General features: G+C 72.7%; 16 protein-coding genes. 11 read left to right on the top strand and 5 right to left on the bottom strand.

The window, feature by feature from the left end:
- Positions 1–80: 80 nt before the first annotated feature.
- From MJ604_RS20960 to MJ604_RS20945, 4 genes are read left to right on the top strand one after another with little or no spacing between them, the layout of a single operon-like run.
- Positions 81–1,205: a glycosyltransferase gene (locus MJ604_RS20960; protein WP_243060658.1), complete on the top strand. Its 1,125-nt coding sequence runs from the start codon at positions 81–83 to the stop codon at positions 1,203–1,205.
- 2 nt (positions 1,206–1,207) lie between these two features.
- Positions 1,208–2,272, top strand: a complete 1,065-nt coding sequence (locus MJ604_RS20955) for a glycosyltransferase (protein WP_243060657.1) — start codon at positions 1,208–1,210, stop codon at positions 2,270–2,272.
- Positions 2,269–3,249 carry a glycosyltransferase gene (locus tag MJ604_RS24360; RefSeq protein WP_243060656.1) on the top strand — a complete coding sequence of 327 codons (981 nt, stop codon included), beginning with the start codon at positions 2,269–2,271 and terminating at the stop codon, positions 3,247–3,249. Before MJ604_RS20955 ends, MJ604_RS24360 begins: the two co-directional genes overlap by 4 nt.
- On the top strand, positions 3,246–4,091 hold the full coding sequence (locus MJ604_RS20945; protein WP_243060655.1) for a glycosyltransferase family 2 protein: 846 nt from the start codon (positions 3,246–3,248) through the stop codon (positions 4,089–4,091). Before MJ604_RS24360 ends, MJ604_RS20945 begins: the two co-directional genes overlap by 4 nt.
- A gap of 9 nt (positions 4,092–4,100) precedes the next feature.
- Here MJ604_RS20945 and MJ604_RS20940 read toward each other — a convergent pair whose 3' ends face one another.
- From MJ604_RS20940 to MJ604_RS20930, 3 genes are read right to left on the bottom strand one after another with little or no spacing between them, the layout of a single operon-like run.
- On the bottom strand, positions 4,101–4,805 hold the full coding sequence (locus tag MJ604_RS20940; protein WP_243060654.1) for a DUF3618 domain-containing protein: 705 nt from the start codon (positions 4,803–4,805) through the stop codon (positions 4,101–4,103).
- Positions 4,781–5,212: a phage holin family protein gene (locus tag MJ604_RS20935; protein ID WP_243060653.1), complete on the bottom strand. Its 432-nt coding sequence runs from the start codon at positions 5,210–5,212 to the stop codon at positions 4,781–4,783. Before MJ604_RS20935 ends, MJ604_RS20940 begins: the two co-directional genes overlap by 25 nt.
- Positions 5,209–5,865: a hypothetical protein gene (locus MJ604_RS20930; RefSeq protein ID WP_243060652.1), complete on the bottom strand. Its 657-nt coding sequence runs from the start codon at positions 5,863–5,865 to the stop codon at positions 5,209–5,211. Before MJ604_RS20930 ends, MJ604_RS20935 begins: the two co-directional genes overlap by 4 nt.
- Before the next feature lie 220 nt (positions 5,866–6,085).
- On the opposite strand from MJ604_RS20930, the gene MJ604_RS20925 reads away from it, so the two are divergent.
- From MJ604_RS20925 to MJ604_RS20915, 3 genes are read left to right on the top strand one after another with little or no spacing between them, the layout of a single operon-like run.
- Entirely contained in the window at positions 6,086–6,376 is a 291-nt protein-coding gene (locus MJ604_RS20925; protein ID WP_243060651.1) for an STAS domain-containing protein, read from the top strand.
- Between the two features lie 60 nt (positions 6,377–6,436).
- Positions 6,437–7,210: an SDR family NAD(P)-dependent oxidoreductase gene (locus tag MJ604_RS20920; RefSeq protein ID WP_243060650.1), complete on the top strand. Its 774-nt coding sequence runs from the start codon at positions 6,437–6,439 to the stop codon at positions 7,208–7,210.
- A complete protein-coding gene (locus MJ604_RS20915; protein WP_243060649.1) occupies positions 7,210–8,079 on the top strand; it encodes a fumarylacetoacetate hydrolase family protein in 870 nt (289 codons plus the stop codon). Before MJ604_RS20920 ends, MJ604_RS20915 begins: the two co-directional genes overlap by 1 nt.
- 206 nt (positions 8,080–8,285) lie before the next feature.
- On the opposite strand, the gene MJ604_RS20910 is transcribed toward MJ604_RS20915, so the two are convergent.
- The gene (locus MJ604_RS20910) at positions 8,286–9,590 is read right to left on the bottom strand and encodes an oxygenase MpaB family protein (RefSeq protein WP_243060648.1); all 1,305 of its coding nucleotides are present in this window, start codon (positions 9,588–9,590) and stop codon (positions 8,286–8,288) included.
- 34 nt (positions 9,591–9,624) lie between these two features.
- Here MJ604_RS20910 and MJ604_RS20905 point away from each other — a divergent pair, with 34 nt between their 5' ends.
- Positions 9,625–10,755: a TetR/AcrR family transcriptional regulator gene (locus tag MJ604_RS20905; protein WP_243060647.1), complete on the top strand. Its 1,131-nt coding sequence runs from the start codon at positions 9,625–9,627 to the stop codon at positions 10,753–10,755.
- Here MJ604_RS20905 and MJ604_RS20900 read toward each other — a convergent pair.
- Positions 10,721–11,938 carry an oxygenase MpaB family protein gene (locus tag MJ604_RS20900; protein ID WP_243060646.1) on the bottom strand — a complete coding sequence of 406 codons (1,218 nt, stop codon included), beginning with the start codon at positions 11,936–11,938 and terminating at the stop codon, positions 10,721–10,723. The two genes, MJ604_RS20905 and MJ604_RS20900, sit on opposite strands and share 35 nt — an antisense overlap.
- Before the next feature lie 321 nt (positions 11,939–12,259).
- On the opposite strand from MJ604_RS20900, the gene MJ604_RS20895 reads away from it, so the two are divergent.
- Genes MJ604_RS20895 through MJ604_RS20885 form a run of 3 tightly spaced genes read left to right on the top strand, consistent with a single transcriptional unit; the run spans position 12,260 to position 17,891 of the window.
- Positions 12,260–13,738, top strand: a complete 1,479-nt coding sequence (locus MJ604_RS20895) for a DUF3375 domain-containing protein (protein ID WP_243060645.1) — start codon at positions 12,260–12,262, stop codon at positions 13,736–13,738.
- Complete coding sequence (locus MJ604_RS20890) at positions 13,735–14,421, top strand: DUF4194 domain-containing protein (RefSeq protein WP_243060644.1); 687 nt, start codon at positions 13,735–13,737, stop codon at positions 14,419–14,421. Before MJ604_RS20895 ends, MJ604_RS20890 begins: the two co-directional genes overlap by 4 nt.
- Complete coding sequence (locus tag MJ604_RS20885) at positions 14,421–17,891, top strand: ATP-binding protein (protein ID WP_243060643.1); 3,471 nt, start codon at positions 14,421–14,423, stop codon at positions 17,889–17,891. Before MJ604_RS20890 ends, MJ604_RS20885 begins: the two co-directional genes overlap by 1 nt.
- Positions 17,892–17,977: the final 86 nt, after the last annotated feature.

Genomic DNA, 17,977 nt, shown 5'->3' with positions numbered 1-17,977 from the left:
GCACGCCGGTCGAGAGCCACCAGCCGCGAGTTCACCCCTTCCGGTGTGCTGCACGCTCACCTGTTCGGGTACCTGGCTCTGTGACTCAGACCGAACGCCGCCCGGAACGGGCGTCCGCCGCCGTTCCGCCGAACGACGCGCCCCTGGCCGTCGCTTCCGTCCCCGCCGGCCACGTGTACGTCCGCCACCTCGCGCCAGAGCAGGGCGCGAGCGCGGCACGGCTCCCCGACCCCGACCCGCTGACCCCCGACAAGCCCGCCGGCGCCGTGTGGTGGCCGCCGGTGATGCTGGACGCCGCGTGGTTGCGCACCGCCGAGTTCGACGTCTTCCACCTTCACTTCGGCTTCGACGCCTGCGACCCCGCGCAGCTCGCCGGGATGGTCCGGGTGCTGAAGCAGCGCCGGAAGCCGTTCGTGTTCACCGTCCACGACCTGAGGAACCCGCACCACGCCGCCCGCGAGCTGCACGACCGGCAGCTGGACGTCCTGGTGCCGGCGGCCGACGCCGTGGTCACGCTGACCCCGGGCGCCGCGGACGAGATCCGGCGGCGGTGGGGACGCGAGGCGCTGGTGCTGCCGCATCCGCACGTCGTCGACCTCCGCACGATGGCGGTGGCGCAGGCCGCGCGCGGTCGCCGCCGTACGGGGCCGTTCCGCGTCGGCCTGCACGTGAAGAGCCTGCGACCGAGCATGGACCCGATGCGGATCCTGCCGACCCTCGTCGAGACGGTGCGCGAGCTCCCGGACGCCGTGCTGCAGGTCAACGCACACCGCGACGTCCTCGACGTCGATGGCCGCCGCCGCGACGTCGAGCTCGCGGAGTACCTGCACGCCCACGCGGACGAGAAGCTGATCGACCTCCGCGTCCACGACTACCTCAGCGACCGGGAGCTGTGGGCGTACCTGGGGTCGCTCGACGCCTCGGTGCTGCCGTACCGCTTCGGCACTCACTCGGGCTGGCTCGAGGCCTGCCGCGACCTCGGCGTCACCGTGATCGCGCCGACGTGCGGGTACTTCACGCAGCAGGGCCCGGCGCTCTCCTACGCGCACGACGAGAGCGGGTTCGACCGGGACTCCCTCGCCGCAGCGCTGGTCACCGCCTACGAGGACCGTCCCAGGTTCGGGGCCGGCATCGAGGACCGCCGTCAGCAACGGCAGCAGGTCGCCCGGGCGCACGAGGACCTGTACCGATCGCTGGTGGGCTGACCGTGCGGGTCTGTCTGATCGCGTCGAGCCGCTATCCCGTCCGCGAGCCGTTCGCGGGCGGACTGGAGGCGTTGACCCACCAGCTCGCCAGGCAGCTGGTCCGGCGCGGGCACGAGGTGACCCTGTTCGCCGCGCCCGGCACGGACCCCGCGCTCCCGGTCTCGCACCTCGAGTCCATGACCTTCCGGGCCAGCGCCCAGGCTCGCACGGACGTCAACGCGCCGTCGGACGTCTGGATGTCGGAGCACCACGCCTACCTGTCCCTGATGATGGAGCTGGCGCGGACCGGCCGGGACCGGTTCGACGTCATCCACAACCACAGCCTCCACCACCTGCCCGTCGCGATGGCGCCGATGGTCGATGTCCCGCTGGTCACGACCCTGCACACACCGCCGGTGCCGTGGCTGGAGTCGGCGATCGCGACGGCGGCGGACGCCTCCACGTTCACCGCGGTGAGCCGCTACACCGCGGCCGCCTGGTCCCACGTCGTCCCGAGCACCCCGGTGCTCAACGGCGTCGACGTCGACGCGTGGCGCTACGGGCCTGGCGGAGGATCGGCGGTGTGGACCGGGCGGTTGGTCGCGGAGAAGGCGCCCCACGAGGCGATCGACGCCGCTCGAGCGGTCGGTATGCCCATCGTGCTGGCCGGACCGACGCCGGACGCCGCCTACTTCGAGGCCCAGGTCGCCCCGCGGTTGGGCGCGGACGCCGTGTACGTCGGCCACCTCGACCACCGCGCAGTCCGGACGCTCCTCGGGCGGGCGGCCGTCGCGGTCGTCACCCCGCAGTGGGACGAGCCCTACGGTCTCGTGGCGGCGGAGGCGATGTCGTGCGGTACGCCGGTGGCTGCCTACGCGCGCGGCGCCCTCCCCGAGCTCGTCGTCGACGGCGTGGGTGCGCTGGCCGTCGGTGGTGACGTGGACCTCCTGGCCGACGCCATGGTCCGCGCGGCACGCTGCGACCGCAGGGCCGTGCGCGCCCACGCGGTCGAGCACCTGTCGATGGACCGGATGCTGTCCGGCTACGAGGCCCGCTACGCGGCGGTGGTCGACCGGGTCGCAGCGTGATCGGCTACTACGTCCACCACCACGGGCGCGGGCACCTGCACCGGGCGCTGGCCGTCGCGGCGGAGCTCGACGAGCCGGTCACCGTGCTGTCGTCGCTGCCGCCGTCCGGACCGGGTCCCTGGGTCGTGCTGGACAGGGACGACGACGGGGGGCCGGCTCGCGACGTGGCCGCCCGGCGCCGGCTGCACTGGGCGCCCCTCCATGACCGGGGCCTGGGCACGCGGATGCAGCAGATCTCCTCCTGGCTGGTCCGCGAACGACCTCGGCTGGTCGTCGTCGACGTGTCGGTGGAGGTCGCGACCCTGGTGCGGCTCCACGGCGTTCCGGTGGTCATGGTCGTCCTGCCCGGTCGGCGCGACGACCCGGCGCACCGGCTGGGCTTCGACCTCGCCGGCGCCCTGGTGGGCGCGTGGCCGGCAGACGCCACCTCTGCGATGCTGCCCGGGCTCCCGGGCGAGGTCCACCACCGGGTCCATGCCGTCGGAGCTCTCTCGCGGGTGCCGGTGATCGAACCGCGCCGGCGCCGACCTGGACCGCCTCGCGTCACGGTGCTGATGGGAGCCGGCGGGCACGACGTCACACCCGAGGGGCTCAGCCGGGCGACGGCATCGGCGCCCGAGTGGGAGTGGACGGTGCTCGGCGCGGGCCTGGGGGAGTGGCGCGACGATCCCGTCGAGGCCGTCCGTGACGCCGATGTCGTCGTCACCCATGCCGGCCAGAACGCCGTCGCGGAGGTGGCGGCGCTCCGCCGTCCGGCCGTCCTGGTGCCACAGCGCCGGCCTCACGACGAGCAGGTGGTGGCTGCGGGGGTACTTGCTGCGTCCGGGATGCCCGTGCGGGTCGAGGACGGATTCCCGTGCGACGGCTGGTCCGAGCGGCTCGGGCTCGCTGCTGCGCTCCCTGGTGCAGCCTGGTCGAGGTGGTGTGACGGCAAGGCCGTCCTCCGCTTCGCAGACCTGGTCGCGGGCGAGTCGTGAGCGGGACCGCGGTCGTGACGATCGCCCACGGACGGCACCAGCACCTCCTCGCCCAGCACCACTCGCTGGCGAGATCGTCGCGCCGGCCGGACGTCTACGTCCTCGTCGCCATGGGTGATCGCGACCTCGAGTCGTGGTCGGTGGTCGGCGGGCTGGTGCCGGTCGTCACGTCGATCGACATCGCACCTGAGGGCCTTCCGCTGGCTGCCGCGCGCAACCTCGGCATGTCGGTCGCGCTTGCGGCCGGCTGCGACGTGCTCATCGGCCTCGACGTCGACTGCCTTGCGGGACCCGGTCTCGTCGAGGCGTACGCCGGCGCGGTCCGGGCGGACCCGGAGTCGGTGTGGTCGGGGCCGGTGACCTATCTACCGCCGGCGCCGGGCGGGTACCCGCTGGATCGGCTCGCCGAGCTCGACGACCCGCATCCGGGACGCCCGGCGCCGGCGCCGGGGGAGCTGCTGCGTGGCGGCGACCCGGCTCTCTTCTGGTCGCTGTCCTTCGCGCTCTCGGCGTCCGCCTGGGCGGCCGCCGGCGGCTTCGACGAGGCCTACGTCGGCTACGGCGCCGAGGACACCGACTTCGGGCGACGGGTCGTCGCTGCCGGCCTCGAGCACGGGTGGGTCGGAGCGGCCCGCGCCTATCACCAGCACCACCCGACGCAGGACCCGCCGGTCTCGCACCTCGACGACATCCTCCGCAACGGTCGGGAGTTCCACCGACGCTGGGGCGAGTGGCCGATGGGTGGCTGGCTGACCCGGTTCGAGGAGCTCGGCCTGGTCGTCAGGCAGGGCGATGACTGGATCCGCTCCGGGGCCGGCCAGCGGCCGACCCCGGAGCGTTGACTGTTGCCGTCAGACAGTGGTGTTACCGGAGGTGTTACCGGTGCCGCTGCCTGTGCCGCTGCCTGTGCCGCTGCCTGTGCCGCTGCCTGTGCCGCTGCCTGTGCCGCTGCCTGTGCCGCTGCCTGTGCCGCTGCCTGTGCCGCTGCCTGTGCCGCTGCTGGCGTCACTGCGGACGGAGTCCACTGCTGAGCCGGTCTCCGATCGGACCCGGTCGGCACCTGCGGTGGCGGTGTCCTTGACCTCGCGCGCCGCGTCGGCGGCCGTCTCGCCGAGCTGCTGCCCGACGTCCTTGGCCTTGTCCTTCGCCTCCTCGAGGAGCGGCTGGCCCTTCTCCTTGGCGGCCTCGACCGCGGCGGCGGCCACCTGGGTCTCCTTCTCCGCGGCCGGGAACAGCGACGCGATCACCAGGCCGGCGCCGAACGCCATCAGGCCGGCGGCGAGCGGGGCGCCGTCGTACCTCTCCTGTGCGGAGTCGAGGGCACCGTGGGCCGAACCCGTGGCGGACGAGGCTCCGTCGGCCGCGGTGTTGCGGACGTCGTGGACCGTGCCCATGACCCTGTCGCGGACCCCGCGGATCTGCCCGCGGGCCGCTGCCTTGCGGCGCTCGACGATGGCCGACGGACTGACCTTGTCCTGGAGCGCGTCCAGGTCCGATCCCAGCGCCTCCCGGGTCTGGGCGATCTCGCCGCTCAGCTCTTCTGTGCTCGTGCCCATGCTGCGTCCTCCTTGAGTGTCTGCTGCGTCTTCGGCAGCTGCGGGTTGGTGCGCTTGAGCTCGCTGCGGCCGCGCGCTGCCAGAATCGCGGCGACGCCGGCCCACACGACCGTGACGATCACGGCCGCCAGCTCGAGCGGCATCCAGTTGTCGAGCAGGAACGTGAGCGTGAGGGACAGGAACACCAGGAACAGCAGTCCGGCGACGCTGGCACCGCCGAGCAGCCCAGCGCCCTTCCCTGCGCGGGTTGCCTCCTGCTTCATCTCGGCGGTCGCGAGCTCGAGCTCCTGCTTGACCAGGTTGCTCAGGTCCTGGGCGACGTCGCCGACGATGTCGCCCAGGCTCCGCTCATCCGTCGTCTGCGGGGTGCCGAGCATCGGGTCGGCCCCGGCGTGCTCGGTACTCATGGCGTCCCGACCGGCGGCTGGCCGTAGCTCGGCGTCACCGGTGCGGGTGGCGTCGACGGAGCCTCGATGACCGGCTGGCCGTAGCTCGGTGCAGCAGCCACCGGGGTCGGCGCCGGGGGGACCGGCGGCGTCGCGCCGACGCCGGCACCGGTTCCCGTCTCCGGGGCCAGGGTCGCAGCGGCCGCGCCGTCCGCGGTCGCGCGGAGCAGCCGGCCCGCGACGACGCCTGCGGCGAGCGCCCCGAGCAGGAACGTGCCGGGACGCCGACGCGCCAGGTCCCGTACGTCGTCGAGGAGCTGCCCGGGCTCCCGGCCGTCGAGGTGAGCCTTGAGGGCCCGCGTCTTCTCGGCGCCCTCGCGGGCCAGGTCGGCGGCCATCCCGCTGCCGGGGGCCTGTCCGGCCATCCGCTCCAGGTCGTCGCCGAGCGACTGCAGGGCGCCGACCAGCCGGTCGCGCTGACCGGAGGTCTGCTCCGTGAGCTGGTCGCGCAGCTGGCTCATCGTGTCGCTCGCGACGTGGCGAGCCTGCTCTGCGGCAGTGCCCACGACGTTCTGTGCTTCGTCCTTGGCGACCGATCCGACCTGCCTGCCCTGGTCGGTCGCGGTCGATGCCGTGTCCTTGGCGCGATCCACCGCGCTCTGATCTGTGGTCATGTCTCCTCCAAAGCTGGGTGAACTCATCCGGTACCCGGGAGTGCCGGATCGAGCCGGACCCATAGGGGTGAGGGCGACAACGGCCTCGTTCAGAGGGCTCAGGCGCGGCGTGGGTCCTGGAGCTCGAGCACCCTTCGTGGAGATGGACCCGCCCGTGCGGGTGAAGACTTTCGATCGCGGGTACCTCATCGTCAGGGAGACCAGGGAGGGGAGGGGAACGATGGCTCACGTCCGATGCGAGACCGAGTCCCGGCGCCTGCGCCTGTCCGGCGCCGTCCTCGACGCCGCTGACCTCGCCGACGTCGTGGAGACGCTCGAGCGCTTCGCCGAGAGCTGCCACGGCCAGCTCGTGATCGACCTGACCGCGGTGACCGAGCTGGCCGCGCCGGCGGCGCGCCACCTCGTCGAGGTGCGGAGGAGCGCCGCGGCCGAGGGCCGCCGGGTCACGCTGCTGCGCCGGCACGGCACGCCCGTCGACGACGCGCTCCACGCGGCGGCGTCGTCCGGCTGATGCCTGGCATCCGTCCTGCGCCGGTTCTCCGCGGTCGTAGGCCGCGCCAGACTGTGCCGCGTGAGTGACCGGCTGGCTGGGAAGATCGCGCTGATCACGGGCGTCGGCGGTGGCATGGGCGTCGCGGCGGCCCGGCGGTTCGCCGCTGAGGGGGCCCGCGTCGTCGGCTGCGACCTGGACGATGAGCGCGCAGCGGCGACCGAGGCGCTGATCCGTGCCGAGGGCGGCGAGATCACCGTCATGGGAGGCGTGGACCTCGGGGACGCGGCAGCCGCCCGGGACTGGGTCGACGCCGCGGTGGCGACGTACGGCGGGATCGACGTGCTGTACAACAACGCCTCCACCCAACGCTTCGCGCCGATCGAGGACCTGGCCGTCGAGGACTGGGACTTCACGATCCGCAACGAGCTGGACCTGGTGTTCTACACGGTGAAGGCCGCCTGGCCGCACCTGAAGGACCACGGGGGCGGCTCGATCATCAACGTCGGCTCGATCGCGGCGATCCGCGGCGTCGAGTTCATGGCGCAGAACGCGCACAGCACCGCGAAGGGCGGCGTGATCGCGCTGACCCTGCAGCTGGTCGTCGAGGGCGGGCCGCACGGCATCCGCGCCAACGTGATCAGCCCGGGCCTGGTCGAGACGCCGAACACCGCGCCGATGCTCGCCGACCCACCCGAGCGGATGCGCCGCGTCGTGCTCGACCGCATCCCGCTCGGCCGGCACGGGCACGCGGACGACGTCGTCAACGCTGCGGTGTTCCTCGCGTCGGACGAGTCCTCGTGGATCAGCGGCACGAACATCGTCGTCGACGGTGGCGGGTCGGTGCTCGGCTGATGCGCATCGCGAACCTGCGGCAGGGTGCTGCCGTCATCTCGGAGGCCGGCGCGCACCTGCTGCCGATGCCGGTCGGCGACCTGGTCGCGCTGGGGCTGGAGCAGGCGCTCGAGGTCGGCGCCGCGGCGCTCGCCGAGCGACCGGTCGCGTACGCCGAGACCGACCTGCTGCTGCCGTACAAGCCGGCGTCGGTCCGGGACTTCGTGACGTTCGAGAGCCACGTGGAGGGGGTGCGCCGCAGCGTCGACAACGCCAGCGGCGTCCCGGAGGCGTGGTACGACGCCCCGACGTTCTACTTCACGAACCCGCACGCGCTGTACGGTCCGGGCGTCGCGATCCCGCGGCCGGCGACCTGCCGCGCGCTCGACTTCGAGCTCGAGGTGGGGGTCGTGCTCGGCGCCGGCGGGACGGACCTCTCGGACGCCGAGGCCGCGGACGTGGTCTTCGGCTACACGATCGTCAACGACTGGTCGGCCCGCGACCTCCAGTCCCGCGAGATGAAGGTCGGCCTGGGGCCGGCCAAGGGCAAGGACTTCGCGACGTCGATCGGTCCGTGGATCGTGACCGCCGACGAGCTGCCGTCGCTGGACCTCGAGTGCCGCGTCGCGGTCAACGGCGAGCCGGTCGGGCGGGACCGTCTGTCGAACATGAACTGGACGTTCGCGCAGATGATCGCCTACGCCTCGCGCGACTCCGTGGTGGTCGCGGGCGACCTGCTCGCGTCCGGCACGACCGGCGGAGGTGGCTGCCTGGCCGAGCTCTGGGGGAGGAGCGGGCAGCAGACACCGCCGCCGCTCGAGCCGGGCGACGTGGTGACGATGGACGTCGAGGGGATCGGCAGCCTGACGGCCGCCGTGGCGATCAGCTGAAGCGGCGCGGCGCCCAGCCGAGGACGACGTACGAGCCGGCCAGCGCGACCGCGATGATGACGAGAGTGAGCATGAGGAACCTCCTTGTTGCCGTACTACATCGGCACGAAGGGGGCCCGACCTGAGCGTCAGGGCCAGATCGCAACAGCCTCAGGTTCACCTGGAGAACATGGTGGACCTGTGACGGCCCAGCCCCGACCTGGGCCTCAGCCCGAGATGTGGCCGTGCGCCTCGGTCATCGCCTCGTCGACGCCGTACGTCGCCAACGCCTTGCGCAGCACGCGCAGCGTGTAGGCGTCGGCGGCGCGCTGGACCGGGCTGCCCTGGACCGTCGCCCGCGCCATCAGCGCGAACCGGCCCAGGACGTACGGCGTGGTCGCCGCGACGAGCGCCTTGTCGAGCCGGTCGAGGCGCACGCCCAGGTGCTCCCCGCGGCCGAAGCTGCGGGTGAAGAACGTCTTGCTCCAAGCCTTCTCGACCCGGTCCGCGACCTTGTCGTGCCAGGTGTGGCCGGGGCGCAGGTACGCCGCCAGCGTGGAGCGGACCAGCTCGCCGCAGATCGCGTCGTCGAAGTCGTAGCGCAGCGTCGCCGCGCGGGCGTGGAAGACCCGGACGATGCCCTCGGGGTCGCTCGGCAGCAGGTCCTCGGGCAGGCCCATCAGGAAGCAGCGGTAGCGCACGAACTCGTGGATCGCCCGCTCGCGCGGCGTCCACTCGGTCCGGCCCTCGCGGACCGCGCCGGCGGCGAGGATGTAGATGTTGATCATCCCGGCCGGCATCTGGTCGACCTGGGGGACCGGCACGCCGTACACGTCCTGGTCCCACTTCGCCGAGCGGTGCAGCGCGTTGAAGCGCACCACCGAGTGCATCAGCCGGACGTGCGCGGTCGTCTCGAAGCCGATGCCGTGACGGTCGAGCGCGCCCGGCAGCGTCGTGACCGCGAAGAAGCTCGTGGTCTCGGTGACGCGACGGGCGGCGCGCTTGTCCGACAGGGCGCCGGTCAGCGCCATGGGCAGCGCGGCGTAGGTGTTGATGAACGTCGCGAGGAACGCGCCGCGGGTCAGGAACGGCGCGAGGAACGCCGCGCTCACCCGGGAGCTCCGCGCCCCCTCCTCGACCAGCTCCATGTCCAGCCAGTCCGGCCGGACCTCCATCGCGGCGATGAACGCGCGCAGCTCGTCCGGCGCGTCCGGCACGGCGTCGACGCCCTCGCGGCAGGCCTGGGTGAGCAACTGGATCAGCCGCTTGGTGCCGTAGGTGTCCAGCAGCGCGGCGTACGGATCCGCGACGACGTCGCCCAGCATCGTCGCGGTGCGCATCAGCTCGACGGTCGCGTCGTCCTCGAGCAGCGGCCCGCGCTCGGCGACCCACCGGGGCAGCGACGACTTCACGTCGGGGTCGACCGTGAAGCGGTACGGCGTCGCCGTGAGGTCGATGCCGCCGTACATGCCCGGCTGCAGGTCACGCTGGCTGCGGACCCGCTCGGCGAGCTCGGGATAGTGGAGTGTCATCGCTTCCCATCTAACACGCTGGTTGACTGACGCCATGTCGACGAGGCCACGCAACCGCCGCCAGCTCATCGTCGACGCCGCCGGGCACGTCTTCAACGAGCGCGGCTACCACGCCGCGTCGCTGGAGGAGATCGCGACGCGGGTGGGGATCACGGCGCCCGCGCTCTACCGGCACTTCCCGAACAAGTACGAGCTGTTCGCCGAGTGCGCGACCTTCATGGCCGACGGGCTCGTCGAGGCACTCGACGAGCAGCCGGCGGACGCCGCCCTCGAGGATCTCTTCCGCGCGCTGGCCCGGGTCACGATCGCCCACCGGAGCACGGGCGGGGTCTACCGCTGGGAGGCGCGCTACCTGCAGCCCGACGACCGCCGGGTGCTGCGCGGCAAGTTCGAGCAGGTCGTCGGCCGGGTCGCGGACGCCGTCGAGCCGGGGCCGCTCGACCGGCACCTGCGCGCGGTCGCGGCCCTCGGTGCGATCGGCTCGATCACCATGCACCACACCCGGATCTCCACCCGCCGGGCCGAGGAGGTCCTGGTGGCCGCCGCGTTCGGCACCGCAGGAGCGCAGCCGGGTACGGCCGCGCCGGCCGTCGTCCCCACCGCTCCGGAGCCGCGCAAGCGCCGCGAGCAGATCCTCGCCGCGGCGATCCCGCTGTTCGCGCGCGACGGCTTCCACGAGGTCACCCTCGGGCAGGTCGCCGACGTGGTCGGCATCGCGACGTCCGCGATCTACCGGCACTTCCCGGCGAAGGTCGACATCCTGGCCGCGGCCTGCCTCCAGGCCGCGGCGCTGCTCGACCAGGCCGTGGCGGAGGCCGACGACACGGTCGAGGCGCTCGCGGCGGCGTACGTCGCCTACAGCTTCGAGCACCGCGAGCTGACCAGCGTCGCCGAGGCCGAGATCGTCGGGCTGCCGCCCGCCCAGCAGCGGCCCGTGCTCGCGGCGCAGCGCGACCACCTCGCGATCTGGGAGCAGCGGCTGCTCGCCGTACGCCCGGACCTCGACCACGTGGCCGCCCGCGTGCTCGTGCACGCCGGTCTCGGTGTCGTCGTCGAGGCCGGCCGCCGGCTGCGCTGGGAGGACACCCCCGAGCACCGCGGCGCGGTGCAGTCCTTGCTGCTCGCCGCCCTCAGACCCCCGGCCGGTTCATGTCCGGGATCGTGATCGGCGTCGTCTGGCCGTCCTGTCCGCGGTTGAGGAACGCCATGGCGAGCGCGCGCAGGAGCTGGTCGAAGACGTAGAACCCGGCCGGCGCCACGGGGATCAACCCCTCGCGGAAGGCGATGTACGCCGGCCAGCCCACGCGGATCGTCGCCGCGGAGGCGTAGTCGCGCCGGAGCTCGAGCCAGTCGGCGATCTCGTTGCCGAGGGTGTAGCGCACGAACTCGTTGAGGAACCCACGGGTGACCCCGAGGTCGACCTGCGCGGTCAGGCCGAGCAGGACCTCGGCGAGCTCGCGGCCCTCGGGCGTCACGGCCAGGATCGGGGTCAGCACCTGCGCCGACTGGGCGTGCGCCGCGGCCCAGGTCGCGGGGATGTACTCGTCGCGCACGCCGAGGTAGTGCAGCGCCACCTGCCAGGAGTGCAGGAAGGCCTCCTCGTCGGCGGCGGACATCCGCACGCCCCAGTCCTTCATCTTCTTGTGGGCGAACGTGCCGGTGCTGTGGAAGGTCACCAGGATGTCGGCGTTGCTGATCGGCACCTGCTCCTCGGCGACGGCCTTCCAGTACGGCGACTGGGGGAGCAGGTGGCGGACGGCCGCGTGCACCATCCGCGTCTTGTTGGAGGTCACCACGAACTGGCCGCTCGGCTCGAACGCGTTCAGGTCGCTGAGGTCGTAGCCGAAGGCGAAGGTCTTCGCGGCGCGGTCCTGCATGTCGGCGCCACCCTTGGACCAGTAGACCGACTTGGCCTCGCGCGGGATGACGGTGCTCATGATCCCGCCGCCCAGGCCGTAGATGAAGAACAGGTAGGTGTCCTTGCGGCGGTTGAAGTCGGCCGCGCGGCGCAGCTTGGTCATGTCCGCCCAGGCGGGCATCTTCACCGCGTCGCCGAGGTATGCCGCCAGCTCGGGCGGCAGGCCGGTGGGGAGCGGGTCGTTGTTGTCGACCCACGGGAGGATCGCCTCGTTGACCGCCGGCACCTGGCCGTTCTGCACGACCGAGGCCATGATCCGGTCGATCGTGTCGTCCCAGACCCACTGCGGGTCCACACCGCTGCCGGTCCCGAGGACCGAGCCCGTCGGCGACCACGACCACGCCGCCGGCGGGTGGGCCGCGCTCGCGACGCCGGTCAGGCCGAGAGCGGCTCCGAGGGTGAGAACGCCGCGCCTGTTCATCTGGGGCATGAGGCCACCTGCTTCCCGAGAAGAAATGTGAATTCCGATTAACATAGGACTGTGGCGGGCGTCACGCAACCCCCGCTGCGCGGTCCGCGGCCAGGGGCGTGTCGCCCCGATCCGGACCGCCCGCCGTCCTAGGGTCGGGGGATGGCCGACCTGACCGAACCGTGTCCCAACTGCGACACCCTGATGCGGTGGGAGACGTCCCACGAGCGCTGCGACGGTTGCGGGTACATCCGCCCCTGCTGCGAAGGGGCGCCCTGTCCGATCTAGGGTGTCGTCGCGCCCCGGACGGGTGGGCGGCAGGTCGATCGGGGGGAACGGGCAGTGAGTGAGATCGGGGGCGAGCTCGCCCGCGTCAAGGGCGCGTTCGCGCAGCCCACGCTGACCCTGCTCCACCAGCGCCAGGCGCCCGTGGTCATCACGATCTTCCGGGCGGCGTTCGGGCGGAACAACAAGCCGATCCCCACGGCCCGGCTGCACACCCAGGTGGAGGAGCACCTCGCCGAGATCCGGCGTACCGGCGAGCAGGACGTGCCGACCGGCACCGGTCGCGAGATCTGTCAGCGCTGGATGCGCGGGCAGTGGCTGGTGCGGTCGCTCGACGAAGTCGGGAACGAGGTCTACGCGCTGACGTCGCACGCCCAGCAGGCGCTGGAGCTGGTGAAGAACCTCGCCCGGGACCGGGCCACGCTCAGCGAGCACCGGATCGCGACGATCCTCGGCACGGTGCGGCGCTTCAACTCCGAGGCCAACCCCGACCGGTCCGCGCGGGTCACCATCCTCAATGAGGAGATCGCCCGGCTCCAGGCCGAGCGCGACCGGCTCGTCGACGGCGCCGACCTCGTGGGTGCGACCGAGGACTACATGCTCGAGGGGTTCACCGAGCTGCTGTCGTTGATCTCGGCGCTGCCGAGCGACTTCGCGCGGGTGGAGGAGCGGTTCGCGACGATCCGCACCGAGATCCTCGCGGCGTTCCGCGCCGAGGACCGGCCCGCGGGCGAGGTCATCGACGACTACCTGTCGCGCGCCGACGCGCTGATGACCGCGACCCACGAGGGCCGGGCGTTCGAGGGCGCGTTCGCGCTGCTGCGCGACGACGCGCTGGTCACCCAGCTGCGCGAGGACCTCACCGCGCTGCTCGACCACCCGCTGTCGGACCGGATCCTCAGCGATGCCGAGCGCGCCGAGCTCCAGGGCACCGTGCGGTTGGTGCGCGACGGTCTCGACCGCGTGCTCGCCCAGCGGTCGCGGGTGACCGCGACGCTGAAGGAGTACATCGTCTCCCACGACGCCGCCCGCGACCGCGAGCTCGAGCAGACGCTGCGCCAGGTCGAGTCCGAGCTGATGACGTGGGTCGCGACCACCGGCCCGCGCGCGTCCCACGACGTGCCGCTGCTGCCGGCGCGGGTCACCGTCGACCACCTGCGTGAGCGCTTCTACGACCCCGCCGACGACGTGCTGCCCGAGCGCATCACGACACCGGACGCCGACGACGCGCCGCCGGTCTCGCTCGCCGACCTCGTCGCCCAGGGCGGCCCCAAGCTCGCGTCGCTGCGCGAGCGCCTGGACGCCGCGTTGACCTCGCTGCAGCCCGCCGAGTCGCTCGGCGCGCTCTTCGACGACTTCGAGCCGTCGCTGCGACGGCCGGTCGAGATCTTCGGCCTCCTGCACCTCGCCGCGGACCGGGACTGGCGCGCGGAGGAGGACCTCGAGCCCTACGCCGCCGTACGCCCCGACGGGAGCAGGCGCACCTTCGCCGTGCCCCGCACCCCGCTGCCCGACCCGGACCTGGAGAACGCATGACCGTGGAGATCGACGTCGAGTTCGAGGACGAGGTCGTGGACGACTCCGTCTCGCTGTTCGAGGGCGACGAGGGCGGGCTGGAGTACGCGCAGCGGCACGCCCTCGTGACGCTCCTCAAGCAGCGGTTCATCAGCGCCCGCACGCACCCGCGGGACTGGCAGGTGCTGGTGGAGCACGAGCGGCTGCTGCGCTCGCGGCTCAACGAGCTGTTCCTCGAGCTCCAGGTCGACCGCGTCCGCGAGGTCGCGTGGAAGCGACAGGCGAGCACCGAGACCGGCGGGCGCTTCCCGACCATGCTGTACGACGCCGCGTGGTCGCGCGAGGAGACGCTGGTGCTGGTCCACCTGCGCGACCGGCTTCGCTCGGGCCTCGCCGGTGGCGACACCCGGGTCTACATCGACCGCGAGGACATCGTCGGCTACGTCGCGAGCTTCCGGCCGCCGCACGCGACCGACGTCGCCGGCGACGAGAAGCGGGCGCGCAACGCGGTCGCGGGCATCGTGAAGGCGGGCCTGCTGATCGGCACCGCGACCGAGGAGCGGTTCGAGATCAGCGAGGCCGTCGAGTCGCTGATCCCGCTCGAGCTGCTGCAGGAGCTGTTGGAGGCGCTGGTCCGCGCCAACGCGAGCGACGTACCGCCCGAGGTCGAGGACGCCACCGACCTGTTCGACGAGGAGATCTGATGTCCATCGACGAGATCGAGCAGCTCGGTCCGGACGGGCTCTTCGAGCGCCAGGTCGTGGCGACGCCGACCGACGACACCGTGCAGTGGCGTGCGGCGCTGCTGCAGCTGGTGAACTGGGGCGGCTTCGGCGGCCTGACCACGGTGCCGCTGCGCGGTGACGCCACGATGATCTCCGGCGCCTCGGGCGTCGGGAAGAGCACGATCCTCGACGCCTACACCGCGCTGATGATGCCGTCGGACACGAAGTTCAACGGTGCGTCGAACGACGCCGTCGCCGGTCGCGCGCGCGGCGAGGGCCAGCGCAACCTGCTGTCGTACCTGCGCGGCGCGGTCGACGTGGTCGACGACCCGCGCACCGGCCGGCCGGTCGAGAAGCTCCTGCGCGGCAAGGGCGCCGACACCTGGGGCGCGATCGCGATGACGTTCGTGAACGATCAGGGCGGCCGCTTCACCGCGCTGCGCACCTACTACGTGCCGCGGCGCGCGGCCCGTTCGAGCGACGTCCAGATGCAGCTCGCCACCCACGAGGGTGCCCTCGCGCTGGACGCGCTGGAGGTCGCCGTACCGGAGCGGTTCCACGCGAACACGCTGAAGAAGCTGTTCCCGGGCATCCGCGTCCACCGGACGTACGCCGAGTTCTCCGCGGTCCTGCACGCGCGCCTCGGCATCGGGGCGAACGGCGACGGCGCGAAGGCGCTGCGGCTGCTGGCGCGGATCCAGGCGGGCAACCAGGTCCGCAGCGTCGACGAGCTCTACAAGGACATGGTGCTCGAGCGGCCGGCGACGTACGCCGCCGCGGACCGGGCGATCGAGCACTTCGACGACCTCGACACCGCGCACTCCGCGATGCGGACCGAGGAGCAGAAGCTCGAGCTGCTCGCCCCGATCACCGACCTCCACGAGCGCAAGGTGGTCGCGACGAAGCGGCTCGCCGAGCTCGACTCGTACGGCGTCACGCTCGCCGGCGACACCCCGCTGCGGCTCTGGCTGCTCAGCACCCACCTGCGCCTGATCGAGGGCGCGGTCGTGGCCAACCGCACCGATCGGGCGACGAACGGCGACCAGCTCGCCGCGACCACCTCCGCGGAGCGGGCGCTGCTGATGGACCTCGAGGCGGCCAAGGAGTCGCACCGGGCGGCCGGCGGCTCGAGCCTCCAGGCGCTCGCGCTGTCGCTGGAGCAGGAGCAGGTCGTCCGCGAGGACCGGCTCGCGCGCCGGACGGTCCTGCAGGAGCGGTTGCTGCCGCTCATCGACGCGACCGACGCGCACGCGCCGGACATCGACGCGGCGCTGATGTCGGTCGAGGCGTTCACCGTGCTGCAGCTGCACGCCCAGCAGTGGCTGGCCGGGTGGCAGCGCGACCAGGAGCGGATCCGCCAGGAGCGCGACGGGGTGCTGCGTCGGCAGTTCCCGCTCAGCGAGCGCCAGTCCGAGCTGCGCCGCGAGCGCGCGTCGCTCGAGAGCCGCGCCGGCCGGGTGCCCGCACGGATGCACGAGATGCGCGCGGAGGTCGCCGAGGCGAGCGGGATCGGCGTCGAGGAGCTGCCGTACGTCGCCGAGCTGATCGACGTCGCGCCCGACGAGGCCCGCTGGCGCGGGGCGATCGAGACCGTGCTGGGCGCCAGCGCCCGGATGATGCTGGTGCCGCTGGACCGGCTGGAGCAGTTCTCCTCGGCCATCGACGGGCTGCGGATGCGCGGCCGGCTGGTGTTCGAGGGCGTCGAGCTCGACCTGCCCGACCTCGGCCCGGCCGACCCCGAGCGGGTCGCGGGCAAGCTGCTCTTCGAGGACTCGCCGTTCAGCGGCTGGGTCCAGGCGCATGTCGACGACCCGGCGCGCAACGCGCTGTGCATGGAGGACGCCGACGGGCTCGCGGGCCCGGGCTTCCGGGTGACGCTGGCCGGCCAGACCCGCAACGGCCGGCGCGGTGCCCACGGGCGCAACGACGTGCGCAGCATCATCGGCTTCTCCAACGCCGACGCCATCGCCGAGATCGACGCGGAGCTCGCGAGCACGGGGGAGCAGCTCGACGCGATCGCCGCCGAGGCCGCCGAGCTCGACCGGCGGGCCCGCGTCCTCGAGCAGCAGCGGACGTCGTACGACGCCGTCGCGAACGCGCGCTTCGACGACTTCGACGTCGACGGCAGCGACCGGCGGATCGCGGACATCGAGCGCCGTCGCTCCGAGATCCTCGGCTCCGACGACCAGCTGCAGGCGCTCGAGGCGCAGATCGCCGACCTGTCCGCGCGCCTCGAGGAGACGCGGCGGGAGCGCTACGGCGTGGAGCAGCGACAGCGCGACCTGAACGCCGCGCACGCCGAGCTCGTCGACGCCGAGGACCACGTGAAGGACCGTCTCCAGGCGATGGAGGCGGCCGGTGAGGTCGCGCTGACCGAGGAGCAGGAGGCCGCCCTGGCCGCGGACTTCGCGGCGGCCGCGGCACCCGCGGACCCCGAGGACCTCGACCGGTTCGCCGAGACCTCGCAGCGGCTCGCCGAGCGACTGCGCGACGCGGTCGCCGACGCCGAGACCGAGATCGCGCGGGTCGACGACGACCTCGCCCAGGTGTTCCGGGTCTACAAGTTCCAGTGGGACTCGCCGAACCTCGGCGCGACCGCGGACTCCTACCCCGACTACGCCCGCATCCTCGACGAGATCCGTGGCAAGGGCCTCGCCGCCCGGCGCACCGAGTGGCGGCGCCGGCTCACCGAGTGGAGCGGCCAGGACCTGGTCCCGCTCGTCGGTGCGATGGCCGCGTCGATCGAGGAGATCGAGGACCGCCTCGGCCCGATCAACGCGATCCTGCGCCGGCTCGAGTTCGGCGGTGCCTCCGGCGACCGGCTCCGGATCCGGCTGCGCCGCCTCACCCCGGCCCACGTGCAGACGTTCATGAAGGACCTGCGCACGCTGTCGTCCGGCTCGTCGGAGGAGGTCGACGAGGCGGGCATGGAGAAGCGCTTCGCCGACCTCAGCCGGTTCATGAACCAGCTGCGCAGGCCCAGCCAGGTCGGGGGAGCCGCGGCAGCGCTGACCGACCGCGACCGCCTGCTCGACGTACGCCGGCACGTGGAGATCAGCGCCGAGCGCTACGACCACCTCACCGGCGAGCTGCGCGCGACCTACCGGACCCTGGGGGAGAAGAGCGGCGGCGAGAGCCAGGAGCTGGTGGCGTTCATCGTCGGCTCCGCGCTGCGCTTCCGCCTCGGCGACGAGATGCGCTCGCGACCGCGCTTCGCCCCGGTGTTCCTCGACGAGGGCTTCGTGAAGGCCGACTCCGAGTTCGCCGGCCGCGCCGTTCAGGCGTGGCGCGGGCTGGGCTTCCAGCTCGTCGTCGGCGTCCCGCTGGACAAGGTGACCGGCCTCGAGCCGCACATGGACGAGCTGCTCGCGATCACCAAGAACAGCAGCACCCACCAGTCCTGGATCACGTCCATCACGGACGTGGAGGCGTCACCTAGCTCGACGTGACCTTCTTGGCCACCAGACCGCCGACGGCGACGAGCGCGAGCACGATGATGAGCTTCTTGACCATGGGAACTCCTGGGTGAGAGTCG

The organism is Nocardioides sp. SR21, from assembly GCF_022761125.1.
In the GTDB taxonomy this organism is placed as follows: Bacteria; Actinomycetota; Actinomycetes; order Propionibacteriales; family Nocardioidaceae; genus Nocardioides.
Note: the sequence above shows the minus strand (reverse complement) of the source record. Positions and strands in the feature narration are given on the sequence as shown.